Origin of the sequence: Streptomyces eurythermus (assembly GCF_014649115.1) — a bacterium.
In the GTDB taxonomy this organism is placed as follows: Bacteria; Actinomycetota; Actinomycetes; order Streptomycetales; family Streptomycetaceae; genus Streptomyces; species Streptomyces eurythermus.
This window is the reverse complement of the sequence record NZ_BMSK01000001.1, coordinates 307,779-323,885: the sequence shown is the minus strand read 5'-3', so window position 1 is coordinate 323,885 and position 16,107 is coordinate 307,779. Positions and strand designations below refer to the sequence as shown.

General features: G+C 72.2%; 16 protein-coding genes. 9 read left to right on the top strand and 7 right to left on the bottom strand.

Features of this window, described 5'->3' with window-relative positions:
* Positions 1 to 288 precede the first annotated feature (288 nt).
* Together trhA and IE251_RS01565 are read left to right on the top strand one after the other, a co-directional pair.
* Positions 289 to 1,002, top strand: coding sequence for a PAQR family membrane homeostasis protein TrhA (gene trhA, locus IE251_RS01570; protein ID WP_189751076.1), 714 nt, complete (start codon positions 289 to 291; stop codon positions 1,000 to 1,002).
* Between the two features lie 58 nt (positions 1,003 to 1,060).
* Complete coding sequence (locus tag IE251_RS01565) at positions 1,061 to 1,795, top strand: Mut7-C RNAse domain-containing protein (RefSeq protein WP_189751075.1); 735 nt, start codon at positions 1,061 to 1,063, stop codon at positions 1,793 to 1,795.
* A gap of 21 nt (positions 1,796 to 1,816) precedes the next feature.
* Here IE251_RS01565 and IE251_RS01560 read toward each other — a convergent pair whose 3' ends face one another.
* The 3 genes from IE251_RS01560 to mca form a co-directional block, all read right to left on the bottom strand.
* Positions 1,817 to 3,841: a thioredoxin domain-containing protein gene (locus IE251_RS01560; protein ID WP_189751074.1), complete on the bottom strand. Its 2,025-nt coding sequence runs from the start codon at positions 3,839 to 3,841 to the stop codon at positions 1,817 to 1,819.
* Between the two features lie 145 nt (positions 3,842 to 3,986).
* The gene (locus IE251_RS01555) at positions 3,987 to 4,229 is read right to left on the bottom strand and encodes a hypothetical protein (protein ID WP_181794606.1); all 243 of its coding nucleotides are present in this window, start codon (positions 4,227 to 4,229) and stop codon (positions 3,987 to 3,989) included.
* A complete protein-coding gene (gene mca, locus IE251_RS01550) occupies positions 4,222 to 5,082 on the bottom strand; it encodes a mycothiol conjugate amidase Mca (protein WP_189751293.1) in 861 nt (286 codons plus the stop codon). The genes IE251_RS01555 and mca overlap by 8 nt, the downstream gene beginning before the upstream one ends.
* Before the next feature lie 124 nt (positions 5,083 to 5,206).
* On the opposite strand from mca, the gene IE251_RS01545 reads away from it, so the two are divergent.
* Together IE251_RS01545 and greA are read left to right on the top strand one after the other, a co-directional pair.
* A complete protein-coding gene (locus IE251_RS01545) occupies positions 5,207 to 5,605 on the top strand; it encodes a DUF4307 domain-containing protein (RefSeq protein ID WP_189751073.1) in 399 nt (132 codons plus the stop codon).
* Between the two features lie 194 nt (positions 5,606 to 5,799).
* Positions 5,800 to 6,297: a transcription elongation factor GreA gene (greA, locus tag IE251_RS01540; RefSeq protein ID WP_189751072.1), complete on the top strand. Its 498-nt coding sequence runs from the start codon at positions 5,800 to 5,802 to the stop codon at positions 6,295 to 6,297.
* Between the two features lie 107 nt (positions 6,298 to 6,404).
* Here greA and IE251_RS01535 read toward each other — a convergent pair whose 3' ends face one another.
* The 3 genes from IE251_RS01535 to ilvA all read right to left on the bottom strand — a co-directional run bounded on the left by IE251_RS01535 (position 6,405) and on the right by ilvA (position 9,733).
* Positions 6,405 to 7,262, bottom strand: coding sequence for an ABC transporter permease (locus IE251_RS01535; protein WP_189751071.1), 858 nt, complete (start codon positions 7,260 to 7,262; stop codon positions 6,405 to 6,407).
* Positions 7,259 to 8,269: an ATP-binding cassette domain-containing protein gene (locus IE251_RS01530; protein ID WP_189751070.1), complete on the bottom strand. Its 1,011-nt coding sequence runs from the start codon at positions 8,267 to 8,269 to the stop codon at positions 7,259 to 7,261. The genes IE251_RS01535 and IE251_RS01530 overlap by 4 nt, the downstream gene beginning before the upstream one ends.
* Positions 8,270 to 8,503: 234 nt before the next feature.
* Positions 8,504 to 9,733, bottom strand: a complete 1,230-nt coding sequence (gene ilvA / locus IE251_RS01525) for a threonine ammonia-lyase (RefSeq protein WP_189751069.1) — start codon at positions 9,731 to 9,733, stop codon at positions 8,504 to 8,506.
* A gap of 161 nt (positions 9,734 to 9,894) precedes the next feature.
* Between ilvA and IE251_RS01520 the strand changes: the two genes are divergently transcribed.
* The 3 genes from IE251_RS01520 to IE251_RS01510 all read left to right on the top strand — a co-directional run bounded on the left by IE251_RS01520 (position 9,895) and on the right by IE251_RS01510 (position 11,590).
* Positions 9,895 to 10,401 (top strand): MarR family winged helix-turn-helix transcriptional regulator, encoded by a 507-nt coding sequence (locus tag IE251_RS01520; RefSeq protein ID WP_189751292.1) that lies wholly within the window; start codon positions 9,895 to 9,897, stop codon positions 10,399 to 10,401.
* A 99-nt stretch (positions 10,402 to 10,500) separates the two neighbouring features.
* Positions 10,501 to 11,004: a sigma factor-like helix-turn-helix DNA-binding protein gene (locus tag IE251_RS01515; protein WP_189751068.1), complete on the top strand. Its 504-nt coding sequence runs from the start codon at positions 10,501 to 10,503 to the stop codon at positions 11,002 to 11,004.
* A 337-nt stretch (positions 11,005 to 11,341) separates the two neighbouring features.
* Positions 11,342 to 11,590, top strand: a complete 249-nt coding sequence (locus IE251_RS01510; RefSeq protein WP_189751067.1) for a hypothetical protein — start codon at positions 11,342 to 11,344, stop codon at positions 11,588 to 11,590.
* Between the two features lie 9 nt (positions 11,591 to 11,599).
* Here IE251_RS01510 and IE251_RS01505 read toward each other — a convergent pair whose 3' ends face one another.
* A complete protein-coding gene (locus IE251_RS01505; RefSeq protein ID WP_030619414.1) occupies positions 11,600 to 12,754 on the bottom strand; it encodes a cystathionine gamma-synthase in 1,155 nt (384 codons plus the stop codon).
* A 177-nt stretch (positions 12,755 to 12,931) separates the two neighbouring features.
* Between IE251_RS01505 and IE251_RS01500 the strand changes: the two genes are divergently transcribed.
* On the top strand, positions 12,932 to 14,050 hold the full coding sequence (locus IE251_RS01500; protein WP_189751066.1) for a hypothetical protein: 1,119 nt from the start codon (positions 12,932 to 12,934) through the stop codon (positions 14,048 to 14,050).
* 408 nt (positions 14,051 to 14,458) lie between these two features.
* Positions 14,459 to 16,090: a M48 family metalloprotease gene (locus tag IE251_RS01495; RefSeq protein ID WP_189751065.1), complete on the top strand. Its 1,632-nt coding sequence runs from the start codon at positions 14,459 to 14,461 to the stop codon at positions 16,088 to 16,090.
* Positions 16,091 to 16,107 lie beyond the last annotated feature (17 nt).

Here is a 16,107-nt window from a genome sequence, read left to right as displayed (position 1 = left end):
ATTGCTCCTAAGTGAGGGTTTTGAGGTGTGTTCGCCCCGTGGGGGCCGCGACCCGGATGCTTCGTAGCCGCTCATCCGGTGCCGACCGCACTCATTTGATCATCCGAGTCTAGTGCCCATCTGTCCAGAGGGCATCACAGGTGAGCGGCGTGAGGAATCCCACGGTGTCCAGGTTGTTTTGCGTCCACGTTGGGTTCGGCTGAAGGACTTTTTGCCAACCACGCGGGAGTGACCTGGATGCGTACGCATTGACGTTTGATTTACGAAGGCGTCGGTACCATGCCCCGCATGACTGCGTCCGTCCCCGACGCGCCCACGGACACGCCGGCCGCCGGCCGCGGTCCCGTCGCGCTTTCCCTGCCGCATCCGGTCAAGCCCCGACTCCGCGGGTGGCTGCACCTCGGCATGTTCCCGGCCGTGCTCATCGCGGGCCTCGTACTCACCGCCCTCGCCGACTCGACCAGAGGCCGCATAGCCTGCGGTATCTACGTCCTGACGGCGTGTCTGCTCTTCGGCGTCAGCGCGCTGTACCACCGGGGCAACTGGAGCCCCCGCATGGACGGCGTGCTGCGCCGACTGGATCACGCCAACATCTTCCTGATCATCGCGGGCACCTACACCCCGCTCACCCTGCTGCTCCTGCCCGACGGGAAGGGCCGCTGGCTGCTGTGGGGCATCTGGGGCGCTGCGGCGGCCGGCATCGTCTTCCGCGTCTTCTGGGTCGGCGCCCCTCGCTGGCTGTACACGCCCTGCTACATCGCGATGGGCTGGGCGGCCGTGTTCTTCCTGCCCGACTTCCTGCGCGCCGGCGGCATCGCCGTCCTGGTCCTGGTCGTGGTCGGCGGTCTGCTGTACAGCGCCGGCGGCGTGATCTACGGCATCAAGCGCCCGAACCCGTCACCGCGCTGGTTCGGCTTCCACGAGGTCTTCCACTCCCTCACCCTCGCCGCGTTCGTCGTGCACTACGTCGGCATCTCGCTGGTCGCCTACCAGCACGCGTGAGCCGCCCCCGGAGAAAAAACGCCGAGGTCCGCGCGGGGTCCCGTGCGATGCTGGCCGGGTGAACGCAACCGAGATCCACGTCGAAGTCGACCCCGCGCTCCATCTGTTCGTGCCGGCCGCCCGCCGGCACGGGGCCACGGCGCTGGCCACCGACGGCGTCTCGACGCTCGGCCACGTCATCGAGTCCCTCGGCATCCCGCTCACCGAGGTCGGCACCCTGATCGTGGACGGCCGCCCGGTCCCGCCCGGGCACATCCCGGGCGCCGCCGAGCGGGTCGTCGTGCGCCCGGTGGAGCGCCCCCAGCGGGTGCCCGGCGCGCCGCTGCGCTTCCTCCTCGACGTCCATCTCGGCACGCTCGCCCGCCGGCTGCGGCTGCTCGGCGTGGACACGGCGTACGAGTCCACGGACATCGGCGACCCGGCGCTCGCCGCCCGCTCGGCGGCCGAGAAGCGGGTGATGCTCAGCCGCGACCGGGGCCTGCTGCGCCGCCGGGAGCTGTGGGCCGGCGCGTTCGTCTACAGCACCCGCCCCGACGACCAGCTCGACGACGTCCTGGACCGCTTCGATCCCGAGCTGCGGCCCTGGAGCCGCTGCACCGCGTGCAACGGCCTGCTGCGGGAAGCCGCCAAGGAGGAGATCGCCGACCAGCTCGAGGGCGGCACCCGGCGCACGTACGACGCGTTCGCCCAGTGCGCGGACTGCGGTCGCGCGTACTGGAAGGGCGCGCACCACGATCAGCTGGAGGCGATCGTGGAACGCGCCCTGAGCCGGCGGGGCGCGGTACGGCGCTGACGCCCGCCCACCCGGCGGGCCTCAGGCCAGCTTCGCCCGCAGCGCCTCCGGGTCCGTCACCGGCAGGTCGCAGACGAAGCCCCGGCAGACGTACGCGGCCGGGGCGCCGTCGATGAGGGTGCGGCCGGCCAGCAGCGGGAACTCGTCGCCGTCCGGGGTGCCGCAGGCGACGACGGCACCCGGGGCCGCGCCCAGCAGGGCCGTACGGTGCAGGGCGGCCGTCCGCTCGTCGTCCGGGCCGGGTCCCACGACGGCCACCTCGCGCGGCCCGTCGAGCAGTGCCTCGGCGACGGCCAGCCCCCACCCGATGAACCGCGGCACCCGCGGCCCGAGGGTCTTCACGACCCCCAGCGCCCGCTCGGCGGCCACCCGGTGGGCCTCGGAACCGGTGTGCGCGGCGTAGCCCAGCAGGGCCCCGGCGGCGGCGGTCCAGCCGGAGGGGGAGGCGTTGTCGGTGGGGTCCTGGGGCCGACGGATCAGCCGCTCGGCGTCGGAGGCGGTGTCGAACAGGGCACCGGTGGCCGGGTCGGTGAACCGGACCAGGACCTGGTCGAGCAGCAGTCCGGCGAAGTCGAGCCAGACGCCCTCGCCGGTGACCGACGCGAGCGCCAGGAAGCCCTCGGCCACATCGCCGTAGTCCTCCAGCACGCCCGCGTTGGGGCCGACCCGGCCGTCCTTGCTGGTGCGCGCGAGCCGGGCGTGCTCGTCCAGGTGGACGCGGACGAGCAGATCGGCGGCGCCGAGCGCGGCCTCGACCAGGTCGGGCCGGCCGAAGTAGGCGCCGGTCTCGGCGAGCGCGGCGACGGCGAGCCCGTTCCAGGCGGCGACGACCTTGTCGTCCCGGCCGGGGGCGGGCCGCCGGGCACGGGCGTCGAACAGCCGGCGCCGCACGGACGCGATCTTCTCGGCGTCGAACACGCCCTCCGTCTGCGGCAGTTGCAGCACCGACTGCCCGTGCTCGAAGGTGCCCTCCTCGGTCACGCCGAAGTACTGGGCGGCGAGTCCGGCGTCGTCACCGAGGACGTCGCGCAGCTGCGCGGGCGTCCACACGTAGTACGCCCCCTCCACGTGCCGTCCGGTGCCGTCGTCGCTGTCGGCGTCGAGCGCGGAGGCGAACCCGCCCTCCGGCGTGCGCAGTTCGCGGACGAGGAAGTCGGCGGTCTCCAGCGCCACCCGCCGGGCGAGGTCCGAACCGGTGGCCCGCCACAGATGCGCGTACACCCGGCACAAAAGGGCGTTATCGTACAACATCTTCTCAAAATGGGGCACCGTCCAGTCCCGGTCGACGGAGTACCGGGCGAACCCGCCGCCGAGCTGGTCGTAGATCCCGCCCCGCGCCATCCGCTCACAGGTGTCCACGGCCATCTGCAACGCGCCTTCGGCGCCCGTGCGGGCGTGATGGCGCAGCAGGAACTCCAGCACCATGGACGGCGGGAACTTGGGCGCGCCGCCGAATCCGCCGCGCTGCGGGTCGTACTCGCGGGTGAGGCCGAGCAGGGCCTGGGCGAGCTCCTGCTCACCGGGCGCCTCGGCGGCCTGCCGGACGATCTCCCGCTGGGCGAGATCCCGGACGATCTTCCCGGCGACCTCGCCGACCTCCTCCCGCCGGGTGGTCCAGGCCTGCTGGACGCCTTCCAGCACCTGCCGGAAGGAGGGCATGCCGTGGCGCGGGGCGGGCGGGTAGTAGGTGCCGAAGTAGAAGGGTTCGGCGTCGGGCGTGAGGAACACGGTCATGGGCCAGCCGCCGTGGCCGGTGGCCGCCTGGACCGCCTCCATGTACACCGCGTCCACGTCCGGCCGCTCCTCGCGGTCGACCTTGACGCTGACGAAGTGCTCGTTGAGGTAGTCGGCGGTGCCCTGGTCCTCGAAGGACTCGTGGGCCATGACGTGGCACCAGTGACAGGAGCTGTACCCGACGCTCAGCAGGACGGGTTTGTTCGTCCGCCGGGCCTCGGCGAAGGCCTCGGCCGACCATGGCCACCAGTCGACGGGATTGTCGGCGTGCTGGAGCAGATACGGGGACGTCTCATGGGCCAGTCGGTTCACCGTTCCACTCTCCCACGGGCTCCGGCGCCGCGTAGAGCCCACGGCGACCGGCGCGCGGCAAGCACCGGACCGCCACGGCCGTGAGGTGACGGGGGTGGCGGTGCCGGTGTGGTGGTGAGCCCCGGGGGCCCTGCTGTGCGGGGCCCTACTGTGCCGGGGAGCCGGCCTGCTTCCCGGCCGGCTCCGCCCCGGTGTCCGGGGCCTCCTTGAAGTCGACCTTCTGCATGTGCTTGCTCATCGACTTCATCAGACCCCAGACGGCCACGGCCATCACCGCGAAGACGATGAAACCGAGGACACCGGGGGTGACCTTGTTCTGGTCCACCTCCTTGGCGAGGGGGACCAGGTGCGTCATTGCGAGGCTCACGCTTGCGCTCATGTCAGGCATTGTCCCGGATGCCCGCGAAGAGGTCGTCCTCGGGGAGGGAGGTATCGACCAGAGACTTCGCGAGCTCGTACTCCTCGGTGGGCCAGACCTCCTTCTGGAGCTCCAGCGGCACCTTGAACCAGCCGCCGTCCGGGTCGATCTGCGTGGCGTGGGCGATCAGCGCCTTGTCGCGGATCTCGAAGAAGTCCGCGCACGGAACGTGCGTGGTGAGCGTGCGCTCGGTGCGCTCCACCTCGTCCCAGCGCTTGAGCCAGTCCCCGTACGGCGACTCCAGGCCGCGGTCGAGCATGGCCTGGTGCAGGGCCTCGGTGCGGGGGCGGTTGAAGCCCTGGTTGTAGTACAGCTTCAGCGGCTGGTAGGCGGGCCCGTACTCGTCCTCGGGGTACTTCCGGGTGTCCGCCGCGCCCTCGAACGCCACCATGGAGATCTTGTGGGTCATGATGTGGTCGGGGTGCGGGTAGCCGCCGTTCTCGTCGTAGGTGGTGATCACCTGCGGGCGGAAGGAACGGATCTTCCGCACCAGCTCACCGGCCGCCTTGTCGACGTCCTCCAGGGCGAAGCAGCCCTCGGGCAGCGGCGGCAGCGGGTCGCCCTCCGGCAGCCCGGAGTCCACGAAGCCCAGCCACTCCTGCTTGACGCCGAGGATCTCGCGGGCCTCGTCCATCTCCTTCTTGCGCACCTCGTGGATGTGCTTCTCGATGTACGCGTCACCCTGCAGCTTGGGGTTGAGGATGGAACCGCGCTCTCCGCCGGTGCACGTCACGACCAGCACGTCCACCCCCTCGGACACGTACTTCGCCATGGTGGCCGCGCCCTTGCTCGACTCGTCGTCGGGGTGCGCGTGAACGGCCATCAGTCGCAACTGGTCAGTCAAGACTCAATCCTCGGTAACTCGGCGCCCCCGTGGCTCCGGGCGCAGTCGGCGGCTTCTATAGTGACTCAATCGGGGGGCGAATAATTCCGCGGAGAGGACGATCATGAGTACCGCGAGCACGCGGCTGCCCGAGGGCCGCTACGGCCGCTCCTCGGACGAGCGCGCCGACCGCAAGCTCAGGATCGCCGCCTCGGTACTGGGCGCGGCCCTGCTGGCCCTGGTCGGCTACTTCGCCTACCACTACGTGGCGCAGAGCGAGATCAGCGCCCAGGTCATCGCCTTCCAGGCGTCCGACGACACGGTGAAGGTCCATCTGGAGGTCCACAAGGACTCCGGCGCCTCCGGCTACTGCACCGTGCGGTCCCAGTCGGACGACGGCGCCGAGGTGGGCCGGGCCGACTTCCGGTTCTCCGGGTCGGACACGCGCATCGACAAGGTCGTCACGCTCCGTACGACCGCGCGGGGGACGACGGCCGAGCTGCTGGGCTGCCACGCCGACTGAGGGCCGGCCGGCGGACACTCCCCGGCGCCATCCGGAATACGCGGCTCCTGACCTGCGTTGATGAGATTTACACGGCTTATGTCCTCCCCCTTTCGCCCATGAATTGTTAGGCTCGTGGTTTCGCCCATCCATGAGGGAACATTCTTCTGGGTAGGGCGATGCTTTGTATTCCCAGTACCGACGAGGAGCACCCTGTGACCCAGACCAGCGAGAACGTCACCTGGCTGACCCAGGAGGCGTACAACAAGCTCAAGGACGAGCTTGAGTACCTTACTGGTCCTGCGCGCACGGAGATCGCCGCCAAGATCGCGGCTGCGCGTGAGGAGGGCGACCTGCGCGAGAACGGCGGGTACCACGCGGCCAAGGAGGAGCAGGGCAAGCAGGAGCTGCGTGTGCGCCAGCTGACCCAGCTCCTCGAGAACGCCAAGGTCGGCGAGCCGCCGGCCGCGAACGGTGCCGTCGCCCCGGGCATGGTCGTCACGATCGCCTTCGACGGTGACGAGGACGACACGCTGACGTTCCTGCTCGCCTCCCGCGAGTACGCGAGCACCGACATCGAGACCTACTCCCCGCAGTCCCCGCTGGGCGCGGGCGTCATCGGCCACAAGGTCGGTGAGGACGCGGAGTACGAGCTGCCCAACGGCAAGAAGGCCTCCGTGCGGATCCTGAAGGCCGAGCCCTACACGAGCTGACCCCGGCCACTGGTCCGCCTCGGGCCCCCGGCCCCCTTCGGGGCGGCCGGGGGCTTTGTCATGTGCGGGCCCGGGGAGCGGACCCGTGCCCGCCGCCGGGCCGGTGGTCAGGCGGTCGCGGAGCGGTACTTGCGCACCGCGAGGGTGCGGAAGACGACGACGATCAGGACCGAGTAGATCAGCGAGGCCCACACCGGGTGCTGCATCGGCCAGGCGCCCGAGGCGGACTGCCCGGGGTTGGCGAACAGGACGCGGGCCGCCTGGACGGTGGCGCTGAACGGGTTCCACTCGGCTATGTGGCGCAGCCAGGGCGTCATGTTGGCGGTGTCCACGAACGCGTTGGAGAGGAAGGTGACCGGGAAGAGCCACACGAGCCCGCCGGAGGTGGCCGCCTCCGGGGTGCGCACGCTCAGGCCGATCAGCGCGCCGATCCAGGTGAACGCGTAGCCGAGCAGGAGCAGCAGCCCGAACGCGGCGAGGACGCGGCCGGGGTTCGTGTCGCCGTCGGAGCCGGTCCGCCAGCCGACGAGCAACGCGACGATCGCGAGGACCAGCACGGTGAGCGCCGTCTGCACCAGGTCGGCGAGGGTGCGGCCGGTCAGCACCGCACCGCGCGCCATGGGCAGGGAGCGGAAGCGGTCGATGAGCCCCTTGTGCATGTCGTCGGCGATGCCGGCACCGGCGCCCGCGGTCGCGAAGGTGACGGTCTGCGCGAAGATGCCGGCCATCAGGAAGTTCTTGTAGTCGAGCGCGCTGGTGCTGGCGCCGATCTTCATGGAACCGCCGAACACATAGGTGAACAGCACCACGAACATGATCGGCTGGATCAGCCCGAAAATTAACATTTCGGGGATCCTGGACATGCGAATCAAGTTACGCCGGGCGACGATCAGCGAGTCCCGGACGGACCGGCCGACGGCGTTGCCGGGTGCGGGGGCGGGTGCGGCGTCGGTGACGGCGCTCATTTCACGGCCTCCTTGCCGTTCCGTTCCTTCTGCTGGTGCGGGGCCTCCGACCGGTCCTGGTCGGCGCTCTCGGCCGCGTGTCCCGTCAGGGACAGGAAGACGTCGTCGAGGGTGGGGCGGCGCAGCCCGATGTCGTCTATCCCGATCCCGCGGGTGTCCAGCTCGCGGATGATCTCGGCGAGCAGCTTGGCGCCGCCGCTGACGGGCACCGTGAGCCGGCGGGTGTGCTCCTCGACCGTGGTCTCGCCCTTGCCGAGGTTGCGCAGCACCTCCGCCGCGGTCGCGATGCGCTCCCGGTCCTGCACCACGACCTCGACGCGCTCGCCGCCGGTGCGGGCCTTGAGCTGGTCGGAGGTGCCCTGGGCGATGACCCGGCCGTGGTCGACGACCGCGATGTCATGGGCCAGATGGTCGGCCTCCTCCAGGTACTGCGTGGTGAGCAGCAGTGTCGTACCCCCGGAGACCAGTTGCTTGATGACCTCCCACAGCTGCTGGCGGTTGCGCGGGTCGAGGCCCGTCGTCGGTTCGTCCATGAACATCACCGGCGGGGAGACCACGAGGGCGGCGGCGAGGTCCAGCCGGCGGCGCATGCCTCCGGAGTAGGTCTTGGCGGGGCGGTCGGCGGCGTCCGCGAGGTGGAACTGCTCCAGCAGCTCCGCCGCGCGGGCCTTGGCCGCCTTCGCCCTCATCTGGTACAGCTGCCCGACCATCTGCAGGTTCTCCCGGCCGGTCAGATACTCGTCCACCGCCGCGAACTGGCCGGACAGGCCTATGGAGCGGCGCACGGCGTCGGGGTGGCGCAGCACGTCCACGCCCGCGACGACCGCCTTGCCGCTGTCGGGGCGCAGCAGCGTCGTCAGGCAGCGGACCGTCGTCGTCTTGCCGGCGCCGTTCGGCCCGAGCAGGCCGAGGACGGTGCCCTCGGGCACGTCCAGGTCGACGCCGTCCAGTGCCCTTACGTCGCCGAAGGTCTTCACCAGACCTTCGGCATAGATGGCCCCTGGCATGTCTGTCTCCACCTCGTCGGGGATTTTCGGGGACGGACTCTTCGCAAAAGCTAGGTGTATTCGCCCGGCCGCGCCCCCTTTTTTCCGCACCGGCGCGGGCGACGTCTCACGCGGGTGCCGACAGGCAGCCCGGCGACCACACGAGATACCGTAACGCGATGTATCGCGTCCCTCAAGAGGCTTCACCCGAAAGGGTGGTTGGCCGTCGGATGCCGGATGACCGGCCGCCGGATGTCAGGCGATGACCGTGTAACCGGCGTCCCGCAGGGCCCGGCCGAGCTCCGCGCAGTGCGCCGGGCCCTTGGTCTCCAGGTGCAGCTCCACCTCCGCCTCGGTGAGCCCGAGGCGCGGGTCGGTGCGGACGTGGCTCACGTCGAGGACGTTGGCGTCGGCCGCCGACAGCACCCCGAGAAGCGTGGCGAGCGCGCCCGGCCGGTCCGTCAGCCGTAGCCGTACGGCCAGGTAACGGCCCTGCGCGGCCATGCCGTGCCGCAGCACGCGCTGCATCAGCACCGGATCGACGTTGCCGCCGGAGAGCACCGCGACGACCGGTCCCTCGAAGGTCTCCGGCGCGGCGAGCAGCGCGGCGACCGGGCTGGCCCCGGCCGGCTCCACGACCAGCTTGGCCCGCTCCAGGCAGAGCAGCAGCGCCGCCGACAACTCGTCCTCGCTGACCGTGCGCACCTCGTCGACCAGCTCGCCGACGATCCCGAACGGCACCACGCCGGGCCGTCCCACCCTGATGCCGTCGGCCATCGTCGCCGGGTTCCGCAGCGACACCGGGTGCCCGGCGGCCAGCGAGGGCGGGTAGCAGGCGGCGCCCTCCGCCTGCACGCCGATGATCCGGACGTCCGGCCGCAGCGCCTTGACCGCCACCGCGATCCCGGCCGCGAGCCCGCCGCCGCCCATGCCGACGACTATCGTGCGCGCCTCGGGGCACTGCTCCAGGATCTCCAGGCCGACCGTGCCCTGCCCGGCGATCACGTCCGGGTGGTCGAAGGGATGGATGAACACCGCGCCGGTCCGGGCCGCGTACTCCTCGGCGGCGGCCAGTGTCTCGTCGACCACCTGGCCGTGCAGGCGCACCTCGGCGCCGTAGTCCCGGGTCGCGCTCACCTTCGGCAGCGGGGCGCCCTGCGGCATGAACACCGTGGCGTGCACGCCAAGCAGCGAGGAGGCCAGCGCCACGCCCTGCGCGTGGTTGCCGGCGCTCGCGGCCACCACACCGGCGGCCCGCTCCTCCGGCAGCAGCCCGGCGATCCGCACATAGGCGCCGCGCAACTTGAACGAGCCGGTCCGCTGGAGGTTCTCGCACTTCAGGTGCACCGGCGCGCCGACCAGCCGGGACAGGTACCGGCTGCCCTCAAGCGCGGTCACCCGGGCCACGCCCGACAGCATCTTCCGGGCACCGCGCACATCGTCGAGGGTGACGGAACGCAAGGAGTCGGCCGTGCGGTAGCTCATATCACCAGCATCGCAGTTCACATTTGCGCACGCCGGATGTGACCAAGCTGCGAGACCGGTTCGCACAGCGCCGGTACGGCGCCGCTCCCGGCCGCGTACCCTGTCCCCCAACCCAGCAGCCCTCATGAAGTGAGCCTCCGGCCATGCCCACAACACCAGGAATGTCGATGGACATGACGACCGTCGGTGACACCGGTCTTCTCGACACCCTCCAGCACGAGGTGGCGCTGTTCGCCCGCCGTGCCGAGCAGACGCGGCTCGGCGGCTTGGGCCAGGTGCGCAACTCCATGGACCGTGCCGCGTATCTGCTGCTCAACCGCCTCGACAAGGAAGGCCCGATGGGGGTCAAGGCGCTCGCGGCGAGCATGGGCATCGACTCCTCCACGGTCACCCGGCAGGTGGCGCCCCTGGTCGACACCGGCCTGGTCAAGCGCACCTCGCACCCGGAGGACGGGCGGGCGGTGGTGCTCCAGCTGTCGCCGCGCGGCGCCGCCCGGCTGGAGGAGGTGCGCTCGTCCCGGCGTCAGCTCATGGCCGAGCTGACACACGACTGGGCGCCGGAGGAGCGCGAGCAGTTCTGCACGCTCCTGACCCGCTTCAATCACGCGCTCTCCGCGCGGATGGCGGTGCAGGGCGTTCCGGCGGCGGAACAGCCCTCGGCCTCCTGAGCCGCGCGTCGCACCGGAGGGGTCCGACGTCTTGACCCCGGGCCGCCCCTGGCTTGATATGAGACCGGGTCCGGACGGGCCCCGTCGGGGGGAGGCGCGGTGCGTGATCGGCAGCCGGCCCGCGGTGAGCGCCGGGCCCTGGAGTTCGAGGCGTTCGTGGCGGGCGCGGCGGGGCGCCTGCTGCACGCGGCCACGCTGCTCACCGCTGAGGCACCGGACGCCAACCCGCGCGCGCGACGCCTGCTGACACTCGCCCTGGCCCACACCTACGCCCGCTGGGACCGGCTGCGCGGCGAGGACCCGTACGACTGTGCCCGCCAGTACCTCGCCACTCGCTTCGCGCACACCACCTGGCACCCCCACGGCGCCTTCGGCCATGCCCGGCCCGGTCCGCGCGGGCCGCTCGCCGCGCTCACCCCCCGGGAGCGGCTGGTGCTGGTCCTGCGGATCTACGAGGGGGTGGCCGAGGAACAGACGGCCGCGCTGCTCGGTCTGCCGGCGGAACGCGTCCACACCATCTGCGAACGCGCGACGGCGACCGTGCTGCACCCTGCCCGGGCGGCTTCGGCGGTCCGGACGGCCGCGAAGGCGGCCCCGTCATGACCGGCGGCGCCGGGGGCTTGCCCAGGCCGGTGGGGGAATGTGCTGCCGCGGGTGGTGCGAAACGCGCGGCGGAGCGGGCGCGTCGCCCTACGCGCGCGTGCCTGACCGCGGGGAGGCCCGCGGACGGTGCCGCAGTACCGCCACCCGGCCCCACGGACGGCGCCGCCGTACCTCCACCCAGCCCCACGGACGGCGCCGCCGTACCGCCACCTCGGCTCCCGGACGGCGCCGTCGTACCGCCGCCACCCGGGCCCCTGGACGGTGCCGTACGGCCGGCCGGGCCGGCGGGCGGGGCGGTGGCGCCGTCGCCCCCGCCCGGCCGGTGCTGGAGGCCCTGGTGAGGCGGGGGGAACGGGAGGCCGCCGTGCGCGCGGTCATGGAGCGGGCCGTGGCGCCGGTGCCGCCCGAGCTGTACGCGGACGCGGTGCTCCGCGGGGACCGTCTGCTGCGGCGCCGGCGGCTCGCGCGGCGGGCGCTGTGGCTGCTGGCGTGCGCGGCGGTCCTCGCGTTCACCGTGTGGGCGGCCGAGGCCCGCCCGTGGGCGGAGTCGCCCTCGCGGACGAGTCCGCCGGTCACCGGCCGGTGACCCCGGTCGCTAGCCGAGGGCCTGCTTGAGGTCCTCCAGCAGGTCATCGACGTTCTCGATGCCGACGGACAGGCGCACCAGGTCGGCGGGGACCTCCAGCTGGGAGCCGGCCACGGAGGCGTGCGTCATCCGGCCGGGGTGCTCGATCAGGGACTCGACACCGCCGAGGGACTCGCCGAGGGTGAACACCTTGGTACGGGCGCACACCTCCAGCGCGGCCTCCTCGCCGCCCGCGACGCGGAACGACACCATGCCGCCGAACGACCTCATCTGCTTGGCGGCGACCTCGTGGCCGGGGTGGTCGGGCAGGCCCGGGTAGTACACCTGCGTCACGCGCGGGTGCCGGGTCAGCATGTCGGCGACCTTCGTGGCGTTCTCGCCGTGCCGGTCCATGCGCACCGCGAGGGTCTTGGTGCCGCGCAGCACCAGCCAGGAGTCGAAGGGGCCGGCCACGGCGCCCATCGCGTTCTGGTGGTAGGCCAGCTCCTCGCCCAGCGCCTGGTCGGCGACGACCAGCGCACCGCCGACCACGTCCGAGTGGCCGCCCATGTACTTCGTGAGCGAGTACACGACGACGTCCGCGCCGAGTGCCAGCGGCTGCTGGAGGTAGGGGGTGGCGAAGGTGTTGTCGACGACGAGCTTCACGCCCGCGTCGTGGGCGACCTGGGCGACGGCGGCGATGTCGGTGATGCCGAGGAGCGGGTTGGAGGGGGTCTCCACCCAGACGGCCTTCGTCTTCGGCGTGATCGCGGCCCGTACGGCGGCCGGGTCGGAGGTGTCGGCGACGGACCACTCCACGCCCCAGCGGGTGGCCACCTTGGCGAAGAGCCGGAAGGTGCCGCCGTAGGCGTCGTCCGGGATCACCACGTGGTCACCCGGGCCGAGGAGCGTACGCAGCAGCGTGTCCTCGGCCGCCAGGCCGGACGCGAAGGCGAGGCCTCGGCGACCGCCGTCCAGCGCGGCGAGGTTCTCCTCCAGGGCGGTCCGGGTCGGGTTGGCGCTGCGGCTGTACTCGTAGCCGCCGCGCAGCCCGCCGACGCCGTCCTGCTTGTAGGTCGAAACCTGGTAGATCGGCGGGACGACCGCGCCGGTCAGGGGGTCCGCGGTGTTGCCCGCGTGGATTGCGAGGGTCTCGAAGTGGTCGCTGATGTGCCTGTCGCTCATGTGCATCGAGCGTAATGCGCCCGGCCGGTTCCTGACGCCCGGCGAGAGGTGTTCGCCAGGTTCTGCAATGTTGCTGTCACGGTGTGACCGGAGTTGCTGTCATGCTCTGATCGAGAGTTTTCCACAGGATCGCGGCGGGGTTCGCCAATTGTCGGCGGGGTCTGGTTCGCTTGGGACATGGCGATTCTCTGGCTGCTGATGGCGCTGCTCGTGCTGAGCCTCGTCCTGCTCCCGGTTCTGCGGCGCGGGCGCGGCGGGATCCAGCGGGTTCCGGCGGGACACCCGGACGCCGCCGACCCGGCGGCCTACGGCTTCCTGCGCGAGGAGGAGCTGGACGTGCGCCTGCCCGGCCCGGACCAGGACCTGCTTGAGACCCTGGAGCTGGTGCAGCGTACGCAGGACTACCGGGCCGCCGCCCAGTTGCTGGCCGGCACCGAGGCCGAGGGCGAGCTGCGCTGGCAGCGGGTGCAGGCCTTCGCCGGCGCCGCCGCGCTGGAGCTGCGGCAGCGGCCGGGCGGGGTGCACGAGACGCCGGGCGGCCAGTGGCTGCGGGTGTGGCGGGCCGAGAAGCCCAAGGACGCGGGCGGTGCCGCCGTGCACGCGGAGTTCCTGGTGCAGCAGGCCTGGCGGACGGCGACGCCGGGCACGGACGAGTTCCGGATCATCATGGAGGAGGCCCGCAAGACCTGCGCGGAGGCCGCCCTGCTGGCGCCCGGAGACCCGGTGCCGTACGTCATAGAGCTGTCCGTCGCACGCGGGCTGGCCTATCCGCACGCCGAGTTCGAGCAGCTGTGGGCCAAGATCCTCGACCGGGCCCCGTATCACATGGGCGCGCATCTGGCCGCGCTGCACTACTGGTGCGAGAAGTGGCACGGCTCCCGTGAGCAGGCGTACTCCTTCGCGCAGAGCGCGGCGGCCCGCGCCCCGGAGGGCTCGCTGCTCGCCGCGCTGCCGCTGTTCGCGGTCTTCGAGCACCTCCCGGAGGTGAACCTGGTCGCGAGCTTCTACCAGAGCGAGGTCGTCGCCAAGGCGATCCACGGCGCGCTGCACGCGGTGCACTCGGCCGGCCCCGACGACCCGACCCTCCCCCACGTCCGGCATCTGCTGGTCTTCTTCCTGGTCCGCGCCGAGCGCTGGGCGGAGGCCATGGACCAGCTCATACACGTCGACGGGCATGTGGGCGCGCTGCCGTGGACCCTGTCCGAGGACCCGGCCGCCGCGTTCGCCCTCCACCGCGCACTGGCGGTCGCGGGCTACGAGGCCAACGGCGGCAGCCCGGCGACCCTGCCCGGCTGAGGGCGACCCACCGGCTGAGGGCGACCCCGACCGGCTGAAGGAAGCACGGGGACTGCCCGGGCGAGGGATCGCCGGTCCGCCCGGGCGAGCGACACCGGGTCTTCCCGAGCGGACGAACAAGCGGCGAGCGAAGGCCGAGGCTTCCCGAGCGGACGAACAAGCTCCACGACCGCACCCCGTCCGCCTTTACGCGCCCCTCACATTGCCCTTCTGACCTGCGGTAGGGCATACTCCGCTTCCCCCACACCGCATCACCAGTCCCATAGCACCACCTGCACCACCACGCCGGCACCACTGGCACCAACAGCACCACCGCACCGACCGGTCATCGCCCCGGTGCGTCCTTCCTGTCCTTTTCCGCCGCTTCGTCATGTCCCTTTTCCGGGGTCCTGTGGGGGGATCTGCCCGATGGGCGCAACGCTGCGCGCACTGCGCGCTCTCGTTCTGCTGCTCGGCTTCTATCTGCTGAGCCTCGTCCTGCTCGCCGCGCTGGCCGGCGTCGACGTCCTCGTGTTCAGCTGGGGACACGGCCCGCTCACGGCGAAGGTCGGCTTCGTCACGGTGCTGCTGGCCATCCCCGTGGTCCGCGGCATGCTGATGCTGCGCACCCCGAAGGGCGAGGACCCGCCCGGCCTCCCGGTCACCGACGCCGATGAACCCCGGCTGTGGGCGCTGGTGCGCGAGCTGGCCGCGGCGGCCGGCACCCGCGCCCCCGACCGCATCCTGCTCACCGGCGAGGTCAACGCCTCCGTCAGCGAGGACCCGCGGCTGCTCGGCCTGCTGCCCGGCCCGCGCCGCCTCACGCTCGGCGTGCCGCTGCTGATCGGCCTGACCGAGGCCCAGCTGCGCTCCGTGCTCGCCCACGAGTTCGGTCACTTCACCGGCGGCGACACCCGGCTGTCCGCGCTGGTCGTGCGCGGGCGCGTGCAGATCGGCCGGGTCATCGGGCAGTTCCACGCCAAGGCGGACGGCAAGGTGGCCGCCGACCGGGCCCGGCAGGAGCGGGCGTCCGCCAAGCGGGTCGCCAAGGGCCGCAAGGCCAAGGAGATCGACACCACCGGTGTCGGGGCGACGTACCGGACGATGGCGCGGATCTACACCGCCTACGGCAAGCTCTACCTGCGCGCCTCCCTGTCCACCGCGCGCGGCCAGGAGTACGCCGCCGACCTGACCGCCGCCCGGATCGCCGGGCGGGACGCGACCGCGTCGGCGCTGCGCGAGATCCCGGCCCTGTCCGCCTCGCACGACTTCTACGTGGACTCCTACGCCACGCTGGGTCTGCACGCTCGGCTGCTGCCGCCGCGCGGCGAGTTCTTCGGCGGCTTCGGCCGGCTGCTGACCGCCCGGGAACCGGAGCCGGCGGGGCTGCGCGCGGAGCTGCCGGAGATGCCGGTGGGACCGTACGACTCCCACCCGCCGATCGCCGACCGGGTACGGCGGATCGAGGCGCTGCCCGCCGACGGGCGCACCGACGAGGCCCGGGGCTCGGCGCTGACGCTGCTGACCGACCCGGAGCGCACCCTGGGCGCGCTGGAGGACGCAGTCCTCCTGGACGAGCTGCTCGCCTGCCCGCGCGCCGCCGGCTGGGAAGAGCTGCTGAACGCCTCGATGGCCGCGGGCCTGTCCGCCACGACGACCCCGCTGCACCGCGCGCTGACCGCGTACACGGGGCAGCCGGCCACGCTGTCCGCGCTGCTGGACCTCATCGACGACGGCCGGCTGTGGCGGCTGGCGGAACGGCTGCCGCTGTCGGAGCAGGCGGCGGCCGCGAAGGGGCGGGCGTTCCGCGAGTTCGTACGGCCGGCGCTGCTGGGCTCGCTGCGCACGATGGTGCTGGCCGAGTTCAGCGCCTGCTCGCTGCTGACCTGGGAGTTCTCCTGGACCAGCCCGGCGACGGTACGGCTGCCCGGCTGGGAGACGGGCGCAGGGGACGACAGCCCCGAGGCCGAGCTGGACGCGGCCCTGGAGGCGGCGGTCGCCGACCACCCCGACACCACCCGGCTGCGCGCGCTGCTGCCGCCGGCGGTCCAGAACGCCTGACCCGTCGGCTCCGCCTG